This window comes from Streptomyces lienomycini (assembly GCF_027947595.1).
Lineage (GTDB): Bacteria > Actinomycetota > Actinomycetes > Streptomycetales > Streptomycetaceae > Streptomyces > Streptomyces lienomycini.
Genome location: NZ_CP116257.1, coordinates 294427 through 309914, shown reverse-complemented (window position 1 = coordinate 309914; position 15488 = coordinate 294427). Strand labels below are relative to the sequence as shown.

General features: G+C 70.6%; 17 protein-coding genes, 1 tRNA gene and 1 pseudogene. 11 read left to right on the top strand and 8 right to left on the bottom strand.

Annotation, left to right across the window (positions count from 1 at the left end; all coding sequences use genetic code 11):
* Positions 1 to 18: 18 nt before the first annotated feature.
* The gene (gene wblA / locus BJ961_RS01520; protein ID WP_271319514.1) at positions 19 to 357 is read right to left on the bottom strand and encodes a transcriptional regulator WblA; all 339 of its coding nucleotides are present in this window, start codon (positions 355 to 357) and stop codon (positions 19 to 21) included.
* A gap of 459 nt (positions 358 to 816) precedes the next feature.
* Between wblA and BJ961_RS01515 the strand changes: the two genes are divergently transcribed.
* Positions 817 to 3096: a transglycosylase domain-containing protein gene (locus BJ961_RS01515; protein WP_271319513.1), complete on the top strand. Its 2280-nt coding sequence runs from the start codon at positions 817 to 819 to the stop codon at positions 3094 to 3096.
* Positions 3097 to 3293: 197 nt separating this feature from the next.
* Here BJ961_RS01515 and BJ961_RS01510 read toward each other — a convergent pair whose 3' ends face one another.
* Entirely contained in the window at positions 3294 to 3758 is a 465-nt protein-coding gene (locus BJ961_RS01510) for a GatB/YqeY domain-containing protein (protein ID WP_271319512.1), read from the bottom strand.
* A 108-nt stretch (positions 3759 to 3866) separates the two neighbouring features.
* Between BJ961_RS01510 and BJ961_RS01505 the strand changes: the two genes are divergently transcribed.
* The 3 genes from BJ961_RS01505 (at position 3867) to BJ961_RS01495 (ending at position 5893) form a co-directional block, all read left to right on the top strand.
* Complete coding sequence (locus tag BJ961_RS01505) at positions 3867 to 4796, top strand: metallophosphoesterase (protein WP_271319511.1); 930 nt, start codon at positions 3867 to 3869, stop codon at positions 4794 to 4796.
* Between the two features lie 206 nt (positions 4797 to 5002).
* Positions 5003 to 5752 (top strand): Pr6Pr family membrane protein, encoded by a 750-nt coding sequence (locus BJ961_RS01500; protein WP_271319510.1) that lies wholly within the window; start codon positions 5003 to 5005, stop codon positions 5750 to 5752.
* A 67-nt stretch (positions 5753 to 5819) separates the two neighbouring features.
* Positions 5820 to 5893 (top strand) — tRNA-Pro (locus BJ961_RS01495).
* 476 nt (positions 5894 to 6369) lie between these two features.
* Here the strand turns inward: BJ961_RS01495 and BJ961_RS01490 are convergent.
* The 3 genes and pseudogenes from BJ961_RS01490 to BJ961_RS01480 form a co-directional block, all read right to left on the bottom strand.
* A complete protein-coding gene (locus BJ961_RS01490) occupies positions 6370 to 6888 on the bottom strand; it encodes a hypothetical protein (RefSeq protein ID WP_271319509.1) in 519 nt (172 codons plus the stop codon).
* A gap of 227 nt (positions 6889 to 7115) precedes the next feature.
* A pseudogene (locus BJ961_RS01485) lies at positions 7116 to 7262 on the bottom strand (DUF317 domain-containing protein); the annotation flags it as partial.
* Positions 7263 to 7408: 146 nt separating this feature from the next.
* Positions 7409 to 7975 (bottom strand): ATP-binding protein, encoded by a 567-nt coding sequence (locus BJ961_RS01480; RefSeq protein WP_381158296.1) that lies wholly within the window; start codon positions 7973 to 7975, stop codon positions 7409 to 7411.
* Positions 7976 to 8062: 87 nt separating this feature from the next.
* Between BJ961_RS01480 and BJ961_RS01475 the strand changes: the two genes are divergently transcribed.
* The 5 genes from BJ961_RS01475 (at position 8063) to BJ961_RS01455 (ending at position 11341) form a co-directional block, all read left to right on the top strand.
* On the top strand, positions 8063 to 8977 hold the full coding sequence (locus BJ961_RS01475; protein WP_271319508.1) for a helix-turn-helix domain-containing protein: 915 nt from the start codon (positions 8063 to 8065) through the stop codon (positions 8975 to 8977).
* A complete protein-coding gene (locus tag BJ961_RS01470; protein WP_381158300.1) occupies positions 8934 to 9071 on the top strand; it encodes a DUF397 domain-containing protein in 138 nt (45 codons plus the stop codon). The genes BJ961_RS01475 and BJ961_RS01470 overlap by 44 nt, the downstream gene beginning before the upstream one ends.
* A 294-nt stretch (positions 9072 to 9365) precedes the next feature.
* On the top strand, positions 9366 to 10211 hold the full coding sequence (locus BJ961_RS01465) for a hypothetical protein (protein WP_271319507.1): 846 nt from the start codon (positions 9366 to 9368) through the stop codon (positions 10209 to 10211).
* A gap of 94 nt (positions 10212 to 10305) precedes the next feature.
* A complete protein-coding gene (locus tag BJ961_RS01460; protein ID WP_271319506.1) occupies positions 10306 to 10962 on the top strand; it encodes a DUF433 domain-containing protein in 657 nt (218 codons plus the stop codon).
* The gene (locus BJ961_RS01455; RefSeq protein WP_271319505.1) at positions 10952 to 11341 is read left to right on the top strand and encodes a PIN-like domain-containing protein; all 390 of its coding nucleotides are present in this window, start codon (positions 10952 to 10954) and stop codon (positions 11339 to 11341) included. Before BJ961_RS01460 ends, BJ961_RS01455 begins: the two co-directional genes overlap by 11 nt.
* 31 nt (positions 11342 to 11372) lie before the next feature.
* On the opposite strand, the gene BJ961_RS01450 is transcribed toward BJ961_RS01455, so the two are convergent.
* The 3 genes from BJ961_RS01450 to BJ961_RS01440 form a co-directional block, all read right to left on the bottom strand.
* Positions 11373 to 12197, bottom strand: a complete 825-nt coding sequence (locus tag BJ961_RS01450) for an MBL fold metallo-hydrolase (protein ID WP_271319504.1) — start codon at positions 12195 to 12197, stop codon at positions 11373 to 11375.
* A gap of 41 nt (positions 12198 to 12238) precedes the next feature.
* Positions 12239 to 13171, bottom strand: coding sequence for a CPBP family intramembrane glutamic endopeptidase (locus BJ961_RS01445; protein WP_271319503.1), 933 nt, complete (start codon positions 13169 to 13171; stop codon positions 12239 to 12241).
* A gap of 70 nt (positions 13172 to 13241) precedes the next feature.
* On the bottom strand, positions 13242 to 14267 hold the full coding sequence (locus tag BJ961_RS01440) for an alpha/beta hydrolase family protein (protein WP_271319502.1): 1026 nt from the start codon (positions 14265 to 14267) through the stop codon (positions 13242 to 13244).
* A 64-nt stretch (positions 14268 to 14331) separates the two neighbouring features.
* Here BJ961_RS01440 and BJ961_RS01435 point away from each other — a divergent pair, with 64 nt between their 5' ends.
* Both BJ961_RS01435 and BJ961_RS01430 read left to right on the top strand, forming a co-directional pair.
* Positions 14332 to 14874 carry a helix-turn-helix domain-containing protein gene (locus BJ961_RS01435; protein ID WP_271319501.1) on the top strand — a complete coding sequence of 181 codons (543 nt, stop codon included), beginning with the start codon at positions 14332 to 14334 and terminating at the stop codon, positions 14872 to 14874.
* 89 nt (positions 14875 to 14963) lie between these two features.
* Positions 14964 to 15449, top strand: a complete 486-nt coding sequence (locus BJ961_RS01430; RefSeq protein WP_271319500.1) for a cation:proton antiporter regulatory subunit — start codon at positions 14964 to 14966, stop codon at positions 15447 to 15449.
* Positions 15450 to 15488: the final 39 nt, after the last annotated feature.

The following is a 15488-nucleotide window of genomic DNA, read 5'->3' as shown; positions in this document are numbered from 1 at the left end:
GGAGCCCGGCGCCAGGACTCAGACCACGGCCGCGTAGTTCTCGTACATCTCGTCGTCGTCGAGGGGCATGATGCCGACCCCTCGTTCGTATTCCGTCCGCGCTGTCTCCAGCAGCCGGCGCCAGGAGGTCACGGTGGGCCGCCTGCGCAGCAGTGCGCGGCGCTCCCGCTCCGTCATGCCTCCCCACACGCCGAACTCGACGCGGTTGTCGAGCGCGTCGGCCAGACACTCGGTCCGCACCGGACAGCCGGTGCACACCGCCTTGGCCCTGTTCTGCGCTGCTCCCTGGACGAACAGTTCATCCGGATCGGTAGTGCGGCAGGCGGCCTGCGCACTCCAGTCGGTTACCCAGCCCATACCGGCGCCGTCCTCTCCCGAATCGAGGCTCCCCCACGGCGGCAGCGGCATATTCACCGCCGCCAGTTGAGGACGTTACGGAAGGTGGGCACAGCGCAACACCCCCTTCGGGCCCAATCTTGAATGGCCCGAACGGACTATGGGTAAGCGGCAGATCACCCGGGGGAGTGAGCTGGCGACATGCGCGACGATCCCGACATTCGGGTCATCTCTGTTGCGCCACAACGGACACCGATTGACACACAAGGCGGATTCGGACACGCACCCCCCACGCCGTGACGCGCGCCGGTACACACCAACGCGCCCCCAGCGGGGCCCCTCAGAAGAAGATCGAGCGGATCCGGAACGATTCGGGGTCGCCGGACGTATTGATACGTGGCCTCACTGCTGTGACAGTTGAGTGCAGCTTAGGCCAAGGCATATACGTGTGTCCGGCGAATGAGAACGTAGGCTGCCTCCATGCCAAAGAAGCGCTCGGGCGGTGGTCTGTCCCCAACGCAGCAGGCCGCCAAGTTCCTCGGTGTCAGTGTGCTCGCGGGAGCAGTGCTGGCCGGCATCGCGTTGCCCGCCGTAGGCGCGCTGGGGCTGGCCGCCAAGGGGTCGGTGGAGAGCTTCGACGCTCTCCCGGCCAACCTGAAGACTCCCCCGCTGAGTCAGCGCACCGCCATCCTCGACGCCGAGGGCGGCACCATCGCCACGGTGTACTCGCGCGACCGCACGGTGGTCGACCTCAAGGACATCTCGCCGTACATGCAGAAGGCGATCGTCGCGATCGAGGACTCTCGTTTCTACGAGCACGGCGCGGTCGACCTCAAGGGTGTCCTGCGCGCGCTCAACAAGAACGCGCGCAGCGGCGGGGTCTCCGAGGGCGCGTCCACCCTCACCCAGCAGTACGTCAAGAACGTCTTCGTGGAGGAGGCGGGCGACGACCCGACGAAGGTGGCCCAGGCCACCCAGCAGACCATCGGCCGCAAGATCCAGGAGCTGAAGCTCGCGATCCAGGTCGAGGAGGAGCTGGGCAAGAAGAAGATCCTCGAGAACTACCTGAACATCACCTTCTTCGGCCAGCAGGCGTACGGTGTCGAGGCCGCCTCCCAGCGGTACTTCTCCAAGCACGCCAAGGACCTCGAAGTCCAGGAGGCCGCCCTTCTGGCCGGTATCGTCCAGTCGCCCAGCCGGTACGACCCGGTCAACGACGAGGCGGAGGCCACCAAGCGCCGCAACGTCGTCCTGACCCGCATGGCCCAGGTCGGCGACATCTCCCCGGCCGAGGCCGAGAAGGCGAAGAAGGCTCCGCTCGGGCTGAAGGTCAGCAAGCCCAAGAACGGCTGCATCACGGCCGTGAACAGCGCGAGCTTCTTCTGCGACTACGTACGCGAGGTGTTCCTGAGCGACCCGGTCTTCGGCAAGACCCGCAAGGACCGGGCCAAGATCTGGAACCAGGGCGGCCTGACCGTCCGTACGACGCTCACCCCGCAGGCCCAGGAGTCGGTGAACGACTCCCTGAAGGACCACATCTACAAGACGGACTCGGTGGCCGCGGCGATCACGATGGTCGAACCGGGCACCGGCAAGATCGTCGCCATGGGCCAGTCGAAGCCGTACGGCTACGGGAAGAACGAGACAGAGATCAACTACTCCGTCGACCACTCCGCCGGCGGCTCCAACTTCGGCTTCCCGACGGGTTCGACCTTCAAGCCCTTCCTCGCGGCCGCGGCCCTGGAGGAGAACGTACCCGCGACGAAGGAGTACTCGTCGCCGTACGACATGGACTACCCGAGCCCGATCCAGACCTGTGACAAGCCCTGGATCAACGACTCCGGCTACCGCCTGGAGAACGAGAACGAGTCGGAGGTCGGCCCGTACCGGCTGAAGGAGGCGATGGCCAAGTCGGTCAACACCTACTTCGTGCAGATGCTCGCCGACATCGGTCTGTGCCCGGTCTCGACCATGGCGGACAAGCTCCACGTCCACCAGGGCAACGGCGACAAGCTGCCGCAGAACCCCTCCGCCCTCGCGCTCGGCTCGGTGGGTATGTCCCCGCTGACCATGGCGAGCGCGTACGCGACCTTCGCCTCGCGCGGCATGTACTGCACGCCGGTCGCGATCGAGTCGATCACCCAGAAGGTCGGCAACAAGCAGAAGTCGCTCGAGGTGCCGAAGTCGACGTGCTCGCGGGCCATGACCGAGAAGACCGCGGACACCGTGAACACCCTGCTGCGCGGCGTGGTCGACTCCGGTACGGGTTCGGAGGCCGGCCTGACCGACCGTGACAACGCGGGCAAGACGGGTACGACCGACGAGCGCAAGAACGCCTGGTTCGTCGGCTACACGCCGAACATGTCGGGCGCCGTCTGGGTCGGCAGCGCCAGCCAGGAGGTCGAGATGAAGAACATCACGATCGGCGGTGTCCCCCACGCCCTCGTCTTCGGTGGCGCGGTCCCGGGCCCCATCTGGAAGGACGCCATGACCGGCGCCCTGTCGGGCAAGGACTCTCCCCCGTTCGTCCTTGTCGACATCCCGGACCCCGACAAGGACAAGGACAAAAACAAGGACAAGGACAAGGACAAGGACAAGGGCCGCGACGAGGGCAAGCCCGACGACGGCAACAACGGCGACGACGGCTTCATCGGCGGCCTCGGCGACGGAGGCACCGGCGACGGCGGCTCGGACGGTGGCGGCTTCCCCGGGAACATGTTCCAGGGCGCGGGTCACAACGGGCCCGGCGGACGGCGCTGAGACGCCGTAGTCCCGGCAGGCCCCATGGGCCCCATGGGCCCCATGGGGCATGGGTCCCGCAGGTCCTATAGGCATAGGCCACAGGCACCGAGCACGGGCGAGGGCGCTGTCCGCGAACCGCGGACAGCGCCCTCGCCCTTCTTCTTCGCGCTCTTCGCGCCGCTACGGCGTTCTCACGCCGTTCACGTCCGCGCGGCTCAGCCGGCCAGGAGCTTCTTGACCGCGGCAGCGACCCGGCCGCCCTCGGCCTGCCCGGCCACCTTCGGGTTTACGATCTTCATCACGGCGCCCATGGCCCGCGGCCCCTCGGCGCCCGACGCCTTGGCCTCCTCGACGGCCTGCGCGACGATCGCGTTCAGCTCGTCGTCGGACAGCTGCTTCGGCAGGTAGGCGGCGAGCACCTCGCCCTCCGCCTTCTCCCGCTCCGACTGCTCGGGGCGACCGCCCTGGGCGAAGGCGTCGGCGGCCTCCCGGCGCTTCTTGGCCTCGCGGGTGATCACCTTCTGCACCTCGTCGTCGGAGAGCTCCCGCTTCTCCTTCCCCGCGACCTCCTCCTTGGTGATCGCGGCGAGCGTCAGCCGGAGCGTCGAGGAGCGGAGCTCGTCGCGCCCCCTGATCGCGGAGTTGAGGTCGTCGTGCAGCTTCGACTTGAGCGTGGTCATGGACCTGATTGTCGCAGGTGCCCGAGGACGAGCGCCCGCCGATTTACGCGCCCCCGCCCGGCCCGGACGCGGTCGGCCGTACTCCGCCCCTTCTGACACGATGGACGTATGCGCGCGCGATACGGAGTACCCCTGGGAATCACGGCGGTTGGCGCCGCCGGTCTGGCCTACGCGGCGGCGATCGAGCCCCGCTCCTTCCGCCTCCGACGGGTGACGGTCCCCGTCCTCCCGTCCGGGATGCGCCCCCTGCGCGTGCTCCAGGTCTCCGACATCCACATGGTCGGCGGTCAGCGCAAGAAGCAGCGCTGGCTGCGCTCGCTGGCCGGGCTGCGCCCCGACTTCGTGATCAACACCGGCGACAACCTGTCCGACCCGGAGGGCGTCCCCGAGGTCCTGGACGCGCTGGGCCCGCTGATGGAGTTCCCGGGCGCCTACGTCTTCGGCTCCAACGACTACTACGGCCCCCGGCCCCGCAACCCCGCCCGGTACCTCCTCGAGAAGGTTCAGGGCCGCCACGGTCTCAACGGCAACCCGCCCGTCGTCGGTGCCGTCCACAACCCGTGGGAGGACCTGCGCGACGGCTTCGACGCCGCGGGCTGGCAGAACCTCACGAACACGCGCGGCACGCTCAAGGTCGAGGGTGTCTCGGTCGAGCTGACGGGACTGGACGACCCGCACATCAAGCGGGACCGGTACGCGGAGGTGGCCGGCGGCCCGTCCGACACGGCCGACTTCTCGATGGGCGTCGTCCACGCGCCGTACCTGCGCGTCCTGGACGCCTACGCGGCCGACGACTACCCCCTGGTCCTGGCCGGCCACACCCACGGCGGCCAACTGTGCATCCCCTTCTACGGCGCCCTGGTCACCAACTGCGACCTGGACACGGACCGCGTGAAGGGCCTCTCCACGCACACCGCGGAGGGCCGCACCGCCTACCTCCACGTCTCCGCGGGCTGCGGCGCGAACCGCTACACCCCGTTCCGCTTCGCCTGCCCACCGGAGGCGACACTGCTGACGCTGGTGGGGCGGGAGGGGTGACGGGGCCTGACCGGGGGGAGGGCCCAGGGGTCCAGGCGGGGGCGGGGCCCAGGTGAGGACCGGGGGCTGGGATCCGGTGAGGGCGGGGCTCGGGTGAGGACCGCCGGGCGCCGGTGAGGCCGACGGGCCACCGGGGGCTGGGGCCGGGGTAACCCACACGGACCACCCACATAGCCCGACATGTCCGGCCTGCCTAGCGTGAGGCCATGACAGCCCCGATACCCAGGGACCTCCCGGACCTCCCCCCGATCCCGGGCCACGTCGTCCTGCCGCCGACCGTCGTACCGGCGCGAGCCGTGCTGATTCCGGTACGCCGTCGCCTGGTCGCCGCCTTCCGCGGCCTCACGGCCCTGCTGGCGCTGACCGGCGTGGCGATCGAACTGGTCGCGGTCGGCCCGCCCACGGCGGCCCTGAGCCACTTCACGGTGCAGAGCGGCATCCTGCTGGCACTGGTCATGCTCGCCTCCGCCCGGTGCGCCTGGTCCGCCCACCACCCCCTGCCGGGTGCCCTCACCGGCGCGGCCCTGCTCTACGTCGTCGCCGGCGGCCTCGTCCACCACGTGCTCCGGGCCGACGCGTCGAGCGCGTTCGCCGTGACCGGCGGCTCGGGCACAGCCTGGCAGGTGGCGGCGACCCACATCCTGTGCACGGCGGTCCCGGTCGCCGCGGCCATCGAGTGGCTGCTCCTCACCGCCCCCGGCCGCCTGCACCTCAGCCAGGCCCCCGCGTGGCTCCTCTACCCCCTGGCCTACCTGGCCTTCTCCCTCGCCCGCGGCGAGCTGCTCCTCCCCGGCTCCGGGGACCGCTACCTCTACCCCTTCCTCGACGTCGACCAGCACGGTTACCGGGGAGTCCTCGCCAACGCCCTCCTCATCGGCCTCGCCCTCTACGCCCTGGCCGCCCTCCTCGTAGCCCTCGACCACGCCCGCCCGAACCCGCCCCGCCGCTCCCGCTAAACCGGATTTCGTCTCCGGCCACCGGTGGGCTAAAGTAAACGACGTCGCCGCGACGAGCAGCGACAATCGGGGTGTGGCGCAGCTTGGTAGCGCGCTTCGTTCGGGACGAAGAGGTCGTGGGTTCAAATCCCGCCACCCCGACAGTGAAGTTCCAGGTCAGGGGCCTGATCCGCTCAGCGGGTCGGGCCCCTGAGCGGTTTCGGGGGCGTTTGGGGGTCCGTTGGGGAGCTGACCCCACGTCCCGGGCCCCAAACGGTTCCTATCACCCCATCACCAAGGCCACTCGATCACTCACCAAGCCTGGCGGCGGGCGGTAAGCCCTGCTCTTCCTCCCCCTACCGTCTTCCCCCTACCGTCTGAGCGTGTGCGAGCATCAGCGCGCCGTACCAATGAGGGCCCTGATGAGGTCTATGAAAACGGCCAGGGCTGCTCGTGGCCGCCGTCGGCCTGGCGCTCAACGGAGTGAGAGGTTCTAGCGAGCGTCGCGCGTGGTTCCGGCCACGGCCGTCGTACCGTGTGCGTACCCAACCCGACCTCGGGGACCTCGACACCGCCTATACCAGCCAAAACGATCACGGCCAGTGGCCTATTGCGCTGGTGCCAGGGTGTCTTTCTAGCTACTCCGATGCACGTTCCGGCCGGGATTTCCCGTATCGCTCCCAGGCTGCCTGCTTGGAGATACCCAGCGCGTCGCCGATTTGCGACCAGGAATGGTCCAAGAAGCTGGCGCGCAGGGCCGCATCGCGGGCCTGGCGGGCGAAGTAGCCGCCTGACAGGCGGATCGCCACCAGGGCGGCCATCGGTTCGTCCGCCTCGATCAGGACATCGAGCTGTTCACCAACGGAGCGGATCTGATTGGCGAGAGCCGCCGAGACGACAGCCCCGTCGAAGTCTGCGATGTGTTCGTCCAGCCACTCCTGCTCTGCGGCACGCTCCGCCTCGCCCTCCTCGGACGTGATCGGGTGGGCGGTGGGGCCGCGATAGCCGCCCTTCCCCTCCATACCCGGAGAGACGTCGGTCCCGCGCCAGCCGCAGCTACACGAAGCCGCCATACCCACGAGCTCGTGGTATTCACCGTCGAACTCATGCACGGGCAAGGGGGCGAATCCATGCCCGTCAAACTGATCGATCGCCATGACCGTAAGGCTTCCATTACGACCTAGCGCCCGTCAAGCTCGTTCGTCAGGATTTCATTACGGGCAGACCTGAGGGGTGCCAGCCGCTTGCGTTCAAAGCGATAGCCGGTAGGACTCGTCCCGCCGAACGAAGCACCGGGCATAGAGAGGACGCCAAGCCAGGGCAGAACAACATGATGGCCCTCAGCTGGCTGGAGCGCTCAGGAGCCGGTTACGTGTGCTGTCTTCGCGCAGTCGACCACGACCGAGTAGAAGCCGTCGGCGGAGAACTGAGCTATCACGAGCGTGGCCTGGCCTGGGCCGAGCAGCCACTCTCGCAGCCGCAGGGCCTCGACGGTGATGGAGAAGCAGGGCCCCTGGGGCGCCGCACTCACGGGCAATTCACCTCGCTGTACTGCCGTTTTACGAGAAGGTCGTTCAGGCGCACATCCCTGGTCCAGGTCGGGCTGGTCGGTGACACCGGCGACGTGGCGCCGGCCGACGCCTGAGTGCGGAGCCCGGAACCGGCCGCGGGTTGCGCTCATACCAGGCCCGGTTCAGGATCCGCCGCGCCTGCCGGCCTCGATGGCACCTCCGCCCAGACGGTCTTGCCGAGGGTACGGCGCGGTGTCCAGCCCCAGCGCAGGGCCAGGACGTCCACCAAAAGCAGGCCCCGGCCCGACTCCCCCTCGAGTGAGGACGAGGGCAGGACTGCGGACGGATGCCGGTCCGCGGCGGCGTCCGCCACTTCGACGCGCACCAGTCCCGCCGCCGCGTCCACGGTGAGCCGGACGCCGAAGGTGCGGCCGAGGACGCGGCCGTGCTGGACGGCGTTCGCCGCCAGTTCACCGACGACGAGGGCGACGGCGCAGGACACGTCCGACTCCGGAGGGTGCCCCAGTGCCTCCAGCCACCGGACAGCGTGACGCCGGGCGAGCTGGGCGCCTCTCGGTGTGGAGGGGAACTGGGCGGTGAGGTCGGCTCCTGGGATGGGGGCTTCTGGGGCGGAGGCTTCTGGGGTGCGGGTTTCTGGCAGCACGGTCGGTTCGGCTCCATTCCGTCGGGTCGAGTCGTCACGTTCCGTACTCAAGGATCGACCGAACGTCATACGCTCAACAGGGGGCGCAGCCTTACCTTTCAGGACGTAAGGAACGGAAGTGGAGCCTTGGCCAGCGGAATTGATCCCAGTCAGTCGATGGCCGCCCTGTTCGGCATGCGAGTGCGCAGACTCCGGACGGCTGCCGGACTCACCCAGGCCCAACTCGGGGAACTAACACATGTGGTGAGCACCCGCATCACCCAGATCGAGCGGGCGTCCGGGGCCAAGCCCACGCTGGAGCTGGCGCGTGCGCTGGACGCGGCGCTCGGGGCGGAGGACCTGCTGGCGGAGCTGTGGCCGTACGTGTACCGGGAGGCGTTCCCCGACTGGTCGCGTGCGTTCATCGCCCACTCGCAGCGGGCGGTATCCGTCCGGGAGTACGCGGCGCATCTGGTGCCCGGTCTGTTGCAGACGGAGGAGTACGCGCGGACCGTACTGAGCCTCGGCATGACGCTGGACGGCGCCGAGCAGTTGGAGGAACGGGTCGCCGCCCGCATGGGGCGGCAGGAGCGGCTCACCACTCCCGGGCGGCCGGAGCTGTGGGTGGTGCTCGACGAGGCGGTGCTCAGACGGCCGATCGGCGGGGACGACGTCATGCGGGCGCAGTTGGAGCGGCTGGTGGAGGCCGCGCCGAAGTCTCATGTCAGGGTGCAGGTGCTGCCGTTCGAGCAGGGCGGACACGACGCGCTGGGCGGTTCGCTGACGGTTCTGACGCTGCCGGACGGCTCGGAGGTGGCCTACACGGAAGGCGCGCACTACGGCCAACTCATCGAAGAACCGGACGAGGTCAAGCACTTCTCGGGGATTTACGATCGGGTCCGGGCGGATGCCCTGCCCACAGTCATGTCGCTCGACATGATCCGGTCCGCGATGGAGGGCTACAACCGTGAAGCGAACGTTCCTTCCCGATCCGAACGGCGTCGCCTGGCGCAGGAGCAGCTACAGCAACCAGGAGGGCGGCAACTGCGTGGAGGTCGCCGACGGGTTCACGGGCGTCGTGCCCGTTCGTGACAGCAAGGTTCCGGGCGGGCCTGTGGTGGCCTTCGGGGACGGCTCCTGGGCCGCGTTCATAAGCGGGGTCACGGGCGGTCGCCGCCGCCGCTGAGTCAACCGGGTGCCGGCCGACAGCGGTTGCCCGGGTCCGCCGGTACCTCGTTCCCGAGGTGCCGGTGGGCCACTGACCTCCCCAAAGAACCGGGGAAAGAACTACCCGCCCACCCACCCTCCCCGCGCCGGTGCGCGCGTGTCACCCGTGCGGGTGACTGGCTTGCGGGTGCGGGATTCGGGCCGTTACGTTCACCGCAAGAGCACACCACCGACCCACAACAGAGCGGCCCACGCCCAGGATTCGCACTCCCGGACGAGGGCCTGACCGATCAAGGAAGCAAGGACCTTCCCGATGGCTGACTCGCAGTCTAACGCGCGCCTGCGCGCCGACGCCGGAGCACCGACCTCCGGTGTGATCCACGTACGCACCCGGCTCACCGCCGACTTCACGGTGATCGCCAACACCCTCGCCCAGCGGCGCGGCAGCGCGGTCACGGTCGGCGTGGCCGTGTACATCCTGTCGTTGCCCTCCGGCGCCCCCGTGACCATCGCCGCCCTGTGCGAGCACTTCAGCGAGGGTGAGATCCTGATCTCACGCGCGCTGCGGGAGCTGGAAGCCGCCGGGTACCTGGAACGGCGCCGAGAGCGGCTGCCCTCCGGGCAGATCCGCACCCGGACGTACTTCTACGACGTGCCCGGTGGCGAAGGGCCGGACGGTCCGCCGCCCGAGCCGCCGAAACCGGCTCCGCGGCAGCAGCCGCCCGCTGTTCCGGAGACCCCGCCGCCCGCGCGGCAGACGGCGCCCCCGCTCCCCGAGGCCGCCCCGGAGGCGGTCGCCGTACTGGCCGCCCTGCGTCGGGTCGACGCCCGTCTCGTGCTGTCCGCCCCGGAGGCCGCGCGCCTGGCACCCGCCGTGGGCGAGTGGCTGGCGGCCGGAGTCGCGCCGCGGGAGATCACCGAGCTGCTGACCACCGGACTCCCCGACCGCTTCCAGGCACGGCCCGCCAGGATCCTCGCCTTCCGGCTCCGGGAGACGCCCCTGCCGCCGCCGCCCCCGCCCTTCCTCGAACCCCGGCCGTCCGTGCTGCCCTTCCAGACCTGCGACGGCTGCGAACGAGCCTTCCGCGCCCAGGAACCGGGACGCTGCCGGAGCTGCCGGGAACACCCCGTCGGGGAGTCCCTGCGTGCGGCCGGCTGAGCCGGTGGGCGGGTGCCCCGTCCGCCGCCGGGTGGCAGGCTTCATGTGCGACGATGCGAGGCCCGGTACCGGACGTGGCAGGAGGAGGTGGGTCATGGTCGACAGGTTCAGGGACGGACTCCTGACTCCCAAGGAAACAGCCTCCCACCTGGAGATCCCGGAGTCGACGCTCCATTCGTGGTTGAAGGGCACGGCCGCCGGAGCGCCCTTGGTCCACCAGGTCGAGCCGTCTCGCAAGGGGCAGCCCTCCGTGCCGTTCATCGCGGTGGCCGAGGCGCACGTGCTGCGTTCGCTGCGGTCACTGGGACTGCGGATGAGCGAGATCAGGGAGGCCGCCGCCGCCGTACGCGACGCCTTCGCCACCCCGTACGGTCTGGTGTCGAAGCGGATCGCGACAGACGGTGTGGACATCTTCGTCGAGCACGGTCTCGGCGATCTTCGCAGAGCCCGGGACGGGCAGGCGCCCATCCATGAGGTGGTCTCCGGCTACCTCCGCTACCTGAACTGGGAATCCGACGACGACTTCCCCTCCAGCTTGCGGCTTCGGCAGTATCCGGTATCAGTACCGGTCGTGATCGATCCGAGGTTCGGGCACGGAAGGCCTGTCGTGGCCGCCAACCGTGTCGCGGTCAAGGCCATCACCGACCTGTGGGAGGCAGGGGAGAGCGTCGAGGACATCGCGTACGACTTCGACATGACGCCCGACCAGGTCGACGCGCTGTGCCGGGCAGTGGTACGCCTTGCCGCCTGAGTTCTTCCTCGATCGCAACCTCGGACGTCGTGTCGCGGAGGGGCTGAGGGCATGCGGCTGGACCGTTCACCGCATCGGAGACGTCTTCGCCGACGACGGCCAGGACGTCGCAGACGAGGACTGGATCGCGCACGGTCTCGACCAGTCCTGGGTGCCACTGTCCAAGGACGGGCGGATCAAGAGCCGCGACTCGGAGATCCAACCCGTTCTTGAACGACAAGCGGTGCTGTTCTACCTGGACAACCAGCAACTGCGCAGTGCCGAGATGGTCGAACGCCTCGACTCCCATCGGCAGGCGGTCCATCGGGCCGTGGCACGGGGTGGTCCGGCCGCCTACGCGGTACGACGTGAGCGGATCGAGCGCACCTGGCCCCCGTGAGGGTGTCGTACGTCTTCGTCGGTCCCCCTACTCACCTGCCGGTGTGCGGGCGCACCCGCACGTCGCCGGGCGGGGTCTCAGGCGTCGCGATCTCGAAGACGCTGCCCGGCGCCGCGTACTCCACCGGGCCCGCGTAGCGCGTCGCCGCGCGTCGTGCGGCGGTCCGGGGGTCCAGGGACGGGCCGAGGTGGGTGACGACGAGGCGGTTCGCGCCCGCGGTGGTGGCGGTCGTGCCCGCCTCCTCCGGGGTGTGGTGCACGGCCTCGGTGCCGGGTGGTGCCGGTCGCGCGTAGTCGGCCTCGCACAGGAGCACCGTGCAGTCGTCGGCGAGGGCGGTGAGGGCCTCGCAGGGGGCGCTGTCCCCGGAGTACGCGAGGCGGGCGCCGTCCTCGGTCTCGACGCGGAGCCCGAAGGCGGGCATCCCGTGCGACACGGCGCGGCTGGTGAGGGTGAGGCCGCCGATCCGGGCGCGGTGGTGGTCGTGCAGTTCCACGACCCGGAAGGCGTCCTCGACCGGGCTGCGCCGCGGGCCGTTGGTGAGGAACGCGGCGAGCCGGTCCGCGATCCCCGGGGGACCGAGGAGCGGTGTGGGCGCGGTGGGTTCGAGGTCCGCGTGGAGCAGCCCGTAGTACGCGGTCAGCAGGTCGGCGCAGTGGTCCGCGTGCAGGTGGGAGATCCAGATGCCGTCGATCCGGTCCAGGCCCGTGTGCTCGCGCAGCGCGCCCAGTGTGCCGCTGCCGGCGTCCATCCACAGCCGGGTCCCCCCGCCCTCGACGAGGTACCCCGAGCACGGGTTGCCCGCCCGCGGGTACGGGCTGGCGCTGCCCAGCACCGTCAGTCGGAGATCGGCCGTCATGGTCGCGGAGTGTACGGGTGCGCGGTGCACGGTCGCGGTGTCTACGAGTGCGCTCGTTCCGCGGTGGCCTCGTGGGCGCGGGGAGCTGTGCGGCCGCCTGCCGGGGTTCCGGTGGGGCCGGAGGTGGCCCGGCGGGTGCGGAGCAGGACCGTCACCGTGATGAGCTGGATGCCGAGGGTCATGGCCTGGACCTCGGGGGCCTCCACGGCCAGCAGGACCATCGTCGTGTTGACCGCGAAGTGCACCGCGATCGAGGCGACGATGCCGGCCCGCTCGTAGGCGGCGGTGACCAGCATGGCCATCGGGATGTTGCTGGCGACGAACAGGACGCCGCTCGGGGTGGCGAGGCCGAGGTCGTGCTGCACGGTGCCGTCGACGAAGAACAGCGGGAGGTGCCAGACGGCCCAGACGACACCCAGGATCAGGCAGACCCGGAAGGTGCCGAGCTTCGCGCGGAGCCTCGGGTACGCGGTGCCGCGCCAGCCCGGCTCCTCGGACAGCGGGCCGCTGACCAGCATGCCGACGAAGAACGCCGCCGGTCCGCCGAAGTCCTCGACGGCGTCCTTCGCCACGTCCAGGCTCAGCTCGGGCCCGCCCGCCCGGCTCGCCAGCAGGGCGGCGGCCAGCACGGTCGCCGAGCCCAGCACCAGCAGCAGTACCGCCCGCGGCAGGTGTGCCGCGCGGAACGGGACCGCGTGCTCGGGGACGGGCTCGCCGCGCCGACGGCGGCGCAGCCGGATCACCAGGGCGCCCACCAGGGGGCCGAAGGCGCCGAGCATGTACGGGCCGTTGGCCGCCTCGTTCGTCTCCGTGCCGCCCAGCGCGATCGCCGCGCCCCAGGAGAGCCAGCTCACGGCGAAGGCGATGACCATGAAGAGGGTCAGGTCGGTGCGGTAGGAGCCGACGGGGGTGGTGGGGGGAGTGGAGGAAGTGGGGGAAGTGGAGGCGTCGGGCGTGCGATGTGAAGTGTGCATGCCAATCCTTCGGGTGTGGGGTGGCCTCGGAGGGTCAGGGTCGCCGCGTGGCGCGGGTACGCCCCGGAGGTCAGGGACGGCGGGTCGTGCGCCGCTCGTCCACGGGCTCGCGCGCGGGCTCGTCCAGGGGCTCGCGCGCGGGCTCGCCCAGGGGCTCGCGCGCGGGCTCGCCCAGGGGCTCGCGCGCGGGCTCGCCCAGGCGGTCCGTGAGCCACCCGGCGACGAGGGCGAGCACCTCGGGGTCGACCGGCTCCCGCAGGAGGCGGCGGTAGGAGCGGATCGTGGGCTCGCCGGTGTCGCGGCGCAGCAGGTGGGTCAGGTCGGGGACGCGGTGGATCTCGGTGTCGCCGCCCGGCACCAGGCGCCGCATCACCTCCAGGTCGGCGGGGTCGCACTGGAGGTCCTTGTCGCCGGTGACGGCCAGGACGGGGACGGTGATGGCGGCGAGGTCGTCCCGGGAGTCGTGGACGAACATCTCGCGCATCCAGCGGGCGTTGACCGACTTGCCCGCGACGCGTGCCACGTCGGTGGTGGTCCGCTTGAGGCGGGCCAGGATCCGCTCGCCCAGGGCGGCCAGCGGGCGGCGCAGGAGGCGGACCGGGGCGGGCATGCCCCGGAAGACCGTGGCGGCCTGCTGACGGAAGGCATCCTCCCCCGTGCGGGCGAACCCGGCCAGCAGCACCACCGCCTCCGTCTCGCCCCGGGCGGCGAGGGTCATCCCGTGCAGGGCGCCCTCGCTGTGCCCGACGACTCCGACGGACCCGGTGCGCACGGCGGGGTGGGCGCGCAGGGCACGCAGGGCGGCGGACGCGTCCCGGCGGTTGCCGGTGAAGCCGGATTCCTGCCAGTTCCCGGGGGAGGCGCCGACACCGCGCCGGTCGTGGCGCAGCGTGGCGACGCCGGCCCGGGCCAGGGTGTCGGCCAGCGGAGGACCGAGGTTCATCGGCACCTTGCGCGCGTTGCCGTCACGGTCCAGGGGGCCGGAGCCGTGCAGCAGGAGGACGGCGGGGTGCGGGCCGGGACCCTCGGGCAGGGTCAGGGTGCCGGGCAGCACGGTTCCGTCGTCCGCGGTGACCGTCAGGTCGATTTCGGGCAAGGCTTCGCCTCTCTCGATCGCTCTCAACACTGAGAACGTTATCAGATGTGAGATCATGGGTCACATGGCTACCTCGAACCTCCTCCTCCACCCCGTCCGCATGCGCATCCTGCAGACCCTGGTCGGCGCCGGGGAGCTGACCACCGCCCAGCTGCGCACACGGCTGCCCGACGTCTCGCCCGCTTCCATGTACCGGCACGTGGCCACGCTCACCGAGGCCGGTGTGCTGGAGGTGAGCCACGAGAAGCGGGTACGCGGCACGGTCGAGCGCAGTTACCGGGTCCGTCAGGACGAGGCCCTCGTCGACGAGGACGCGCGCGCCGCCATGACCAAGGACGACCACCGCCAGGCCTTCACCTTCTTCACCGGGGCCCTCATGGCCGACTTCGACCGCTACCTCTCCCGCGACGACACCGAGCCCTACCGCGAGAACGTCCTCTACCGGCAGGGCGCGGTCTGGCTGACCGACGAGGAGTACGACGGACTCGTCGCGGAACTGGAGGCCGTGGTCGCCCGCCGCACCGAGCACAGACGGGGTGACGGCCGCGGCCGTCACCTCATCAGTCTCGTCGTCGTGCCCGACAAGGGCGGCGGTACGGACGGCTGAGCGGGATCGGCCGGGCGTTCCGGGGCGGCAGGGCCTAAGGTGTCCCGGGTTGCCGGAAGGACTGGCCTGGGGAGAACAGGGAGGCGGCCGTGGGTGCTGCGCGTACGAGCAGGACACCGTTGCCGGGTGTAGGGGTGCGCTACGACCTGGTCACCCGTGAGCGGCGGCGGCTGTCGGTGGTGGCGGAGCCGGCCGGGGCGCGCACGCTGAGCGCGTACCGCAGGAACGATCCGGACGACGCCGCGCTGGCGGTGCGGCTGGACGCGGAGGAGGCGGCGCTGGTCGTCGACGCGCTCAGGCCCGCCCACCACAGTCCGAACCTGCTGTCGACGTCCGAGCTGGGACTGGTCGCCGAGCGGATCGGGCTGTCGGCGGCGTCGCACTGGAACGGGCGTCTGCTGGGCGACACCCGTACCCGTACCGAGACCGGCGTGTCGATCGTGGCGGTACTGCGGCGGGCCGACGCGCTGCCCTCACCGGGGCCGGACTTCCGGCTGGCCGGGGGCGACACGCTGATCGTGATCGGCACGCGGGAGGGCGTCGACGCGGCGGCGGAGATCCTCGGGCGGGAGTGAGGACGGCGTCGGCCTCCTCGGCCTCATCGGCTCCCCGCC

Excerpts from the sequence above, each read along its gene's own strand:
- BJ961_RS01445 (WP_271319503.1), bottom strand. The coding sequence starts at position 13,171 with ATGCACACTTCACATCGCACGCCCGACGCCTCCACTTCCCCCACTTCC.
- BJ961_RS01450 (WP_271319504.1), bottom strand. The coding sequence starts at position 12,197 with ATGACGGCCGATCTCCGACTGACGGTGCTGGGCAGCGCCAGCCCGTAC.
- BJ961_RS01500 (WP_271319510.1), top strand. The coding sequence starts at position 5,003 with ATGACAGCCCCGATACCCAGGGACCTCCCGGACCTCCCCCCGATCCCG.
- wblA (WP_271319514.1), bottom strand. The coding sequence starts at position 357 with ATGGGCTGGGTAACCGACTGGAGTGCGCAGGCCGCCTGCCGCACTACC.
- BJ961_RS01465 (WP_271319507.1), top strand. The coding sequence starts at position 9,366 with ATGGCTGACTCGCAGTCTAACGCGCGCCTGCGCGCCGACGCCGGAGCA.
- BJ961_RS01490 (WP_271319509.1), bottom strand. The coding sequence starts at position 6,888 with ATGGCGATCGATCAGTTTGACGGGCATGGATTCGCCCCCTTGCCCGTG.
- BJ961_RS01510 (WP_271319512.1), bottom strand. The coding sequence starts at position 3,758 with ATGACCACGCTCAAGTCGAAGCTGCACGACGACCTCAACTCCGCGATC.
- BJ961_RS01505 (WP_271319511.1), top strand. The coding sequence starts at position 3,867 with ATGCGCGCGCGATACGGAGTACCCCTGGGAATCACGGCGGTTGGCGCC.
- BJ961_RS01475 (WP_271319508.1), top strand. The coding sequence starts at position 8,063 with ATGGCCGCCCTGTTCGGCATGCGAGTGCGCAGACTCCGGACGGCTGCC.
- BJ961_RS01515 (WP_271319513.1), top strand. The coding sequence starts at position 817 with ATGCCAAAGAAGCGCTCGGGCGGTGGTCTGTCCCCAACGCAGCAGGCC.
- BJ961_RS01435 (WP_271319501.1), top strand. The coding sequence starts at position 14,332 with ATGGCTACCTCGAACCTCCTCCTCCACCCCGTCCGCATGCGCATCCTG.
- BJ961_RS01480 (WP_381158296.1), bottom strand. The coding sequence starts at position 7,975 with ATGACGTTCGGTCGATCCTTGAGTACGGAACGTGACGACTCGACCCGA.
- BJ961_RS01460 (WP_271319506.1), top strand. The coding sequence starts at position 10,306 with ATGGTCGACAGGTTCAGGGACGGACTCCTGACTCCCAAGGAAACAGCC.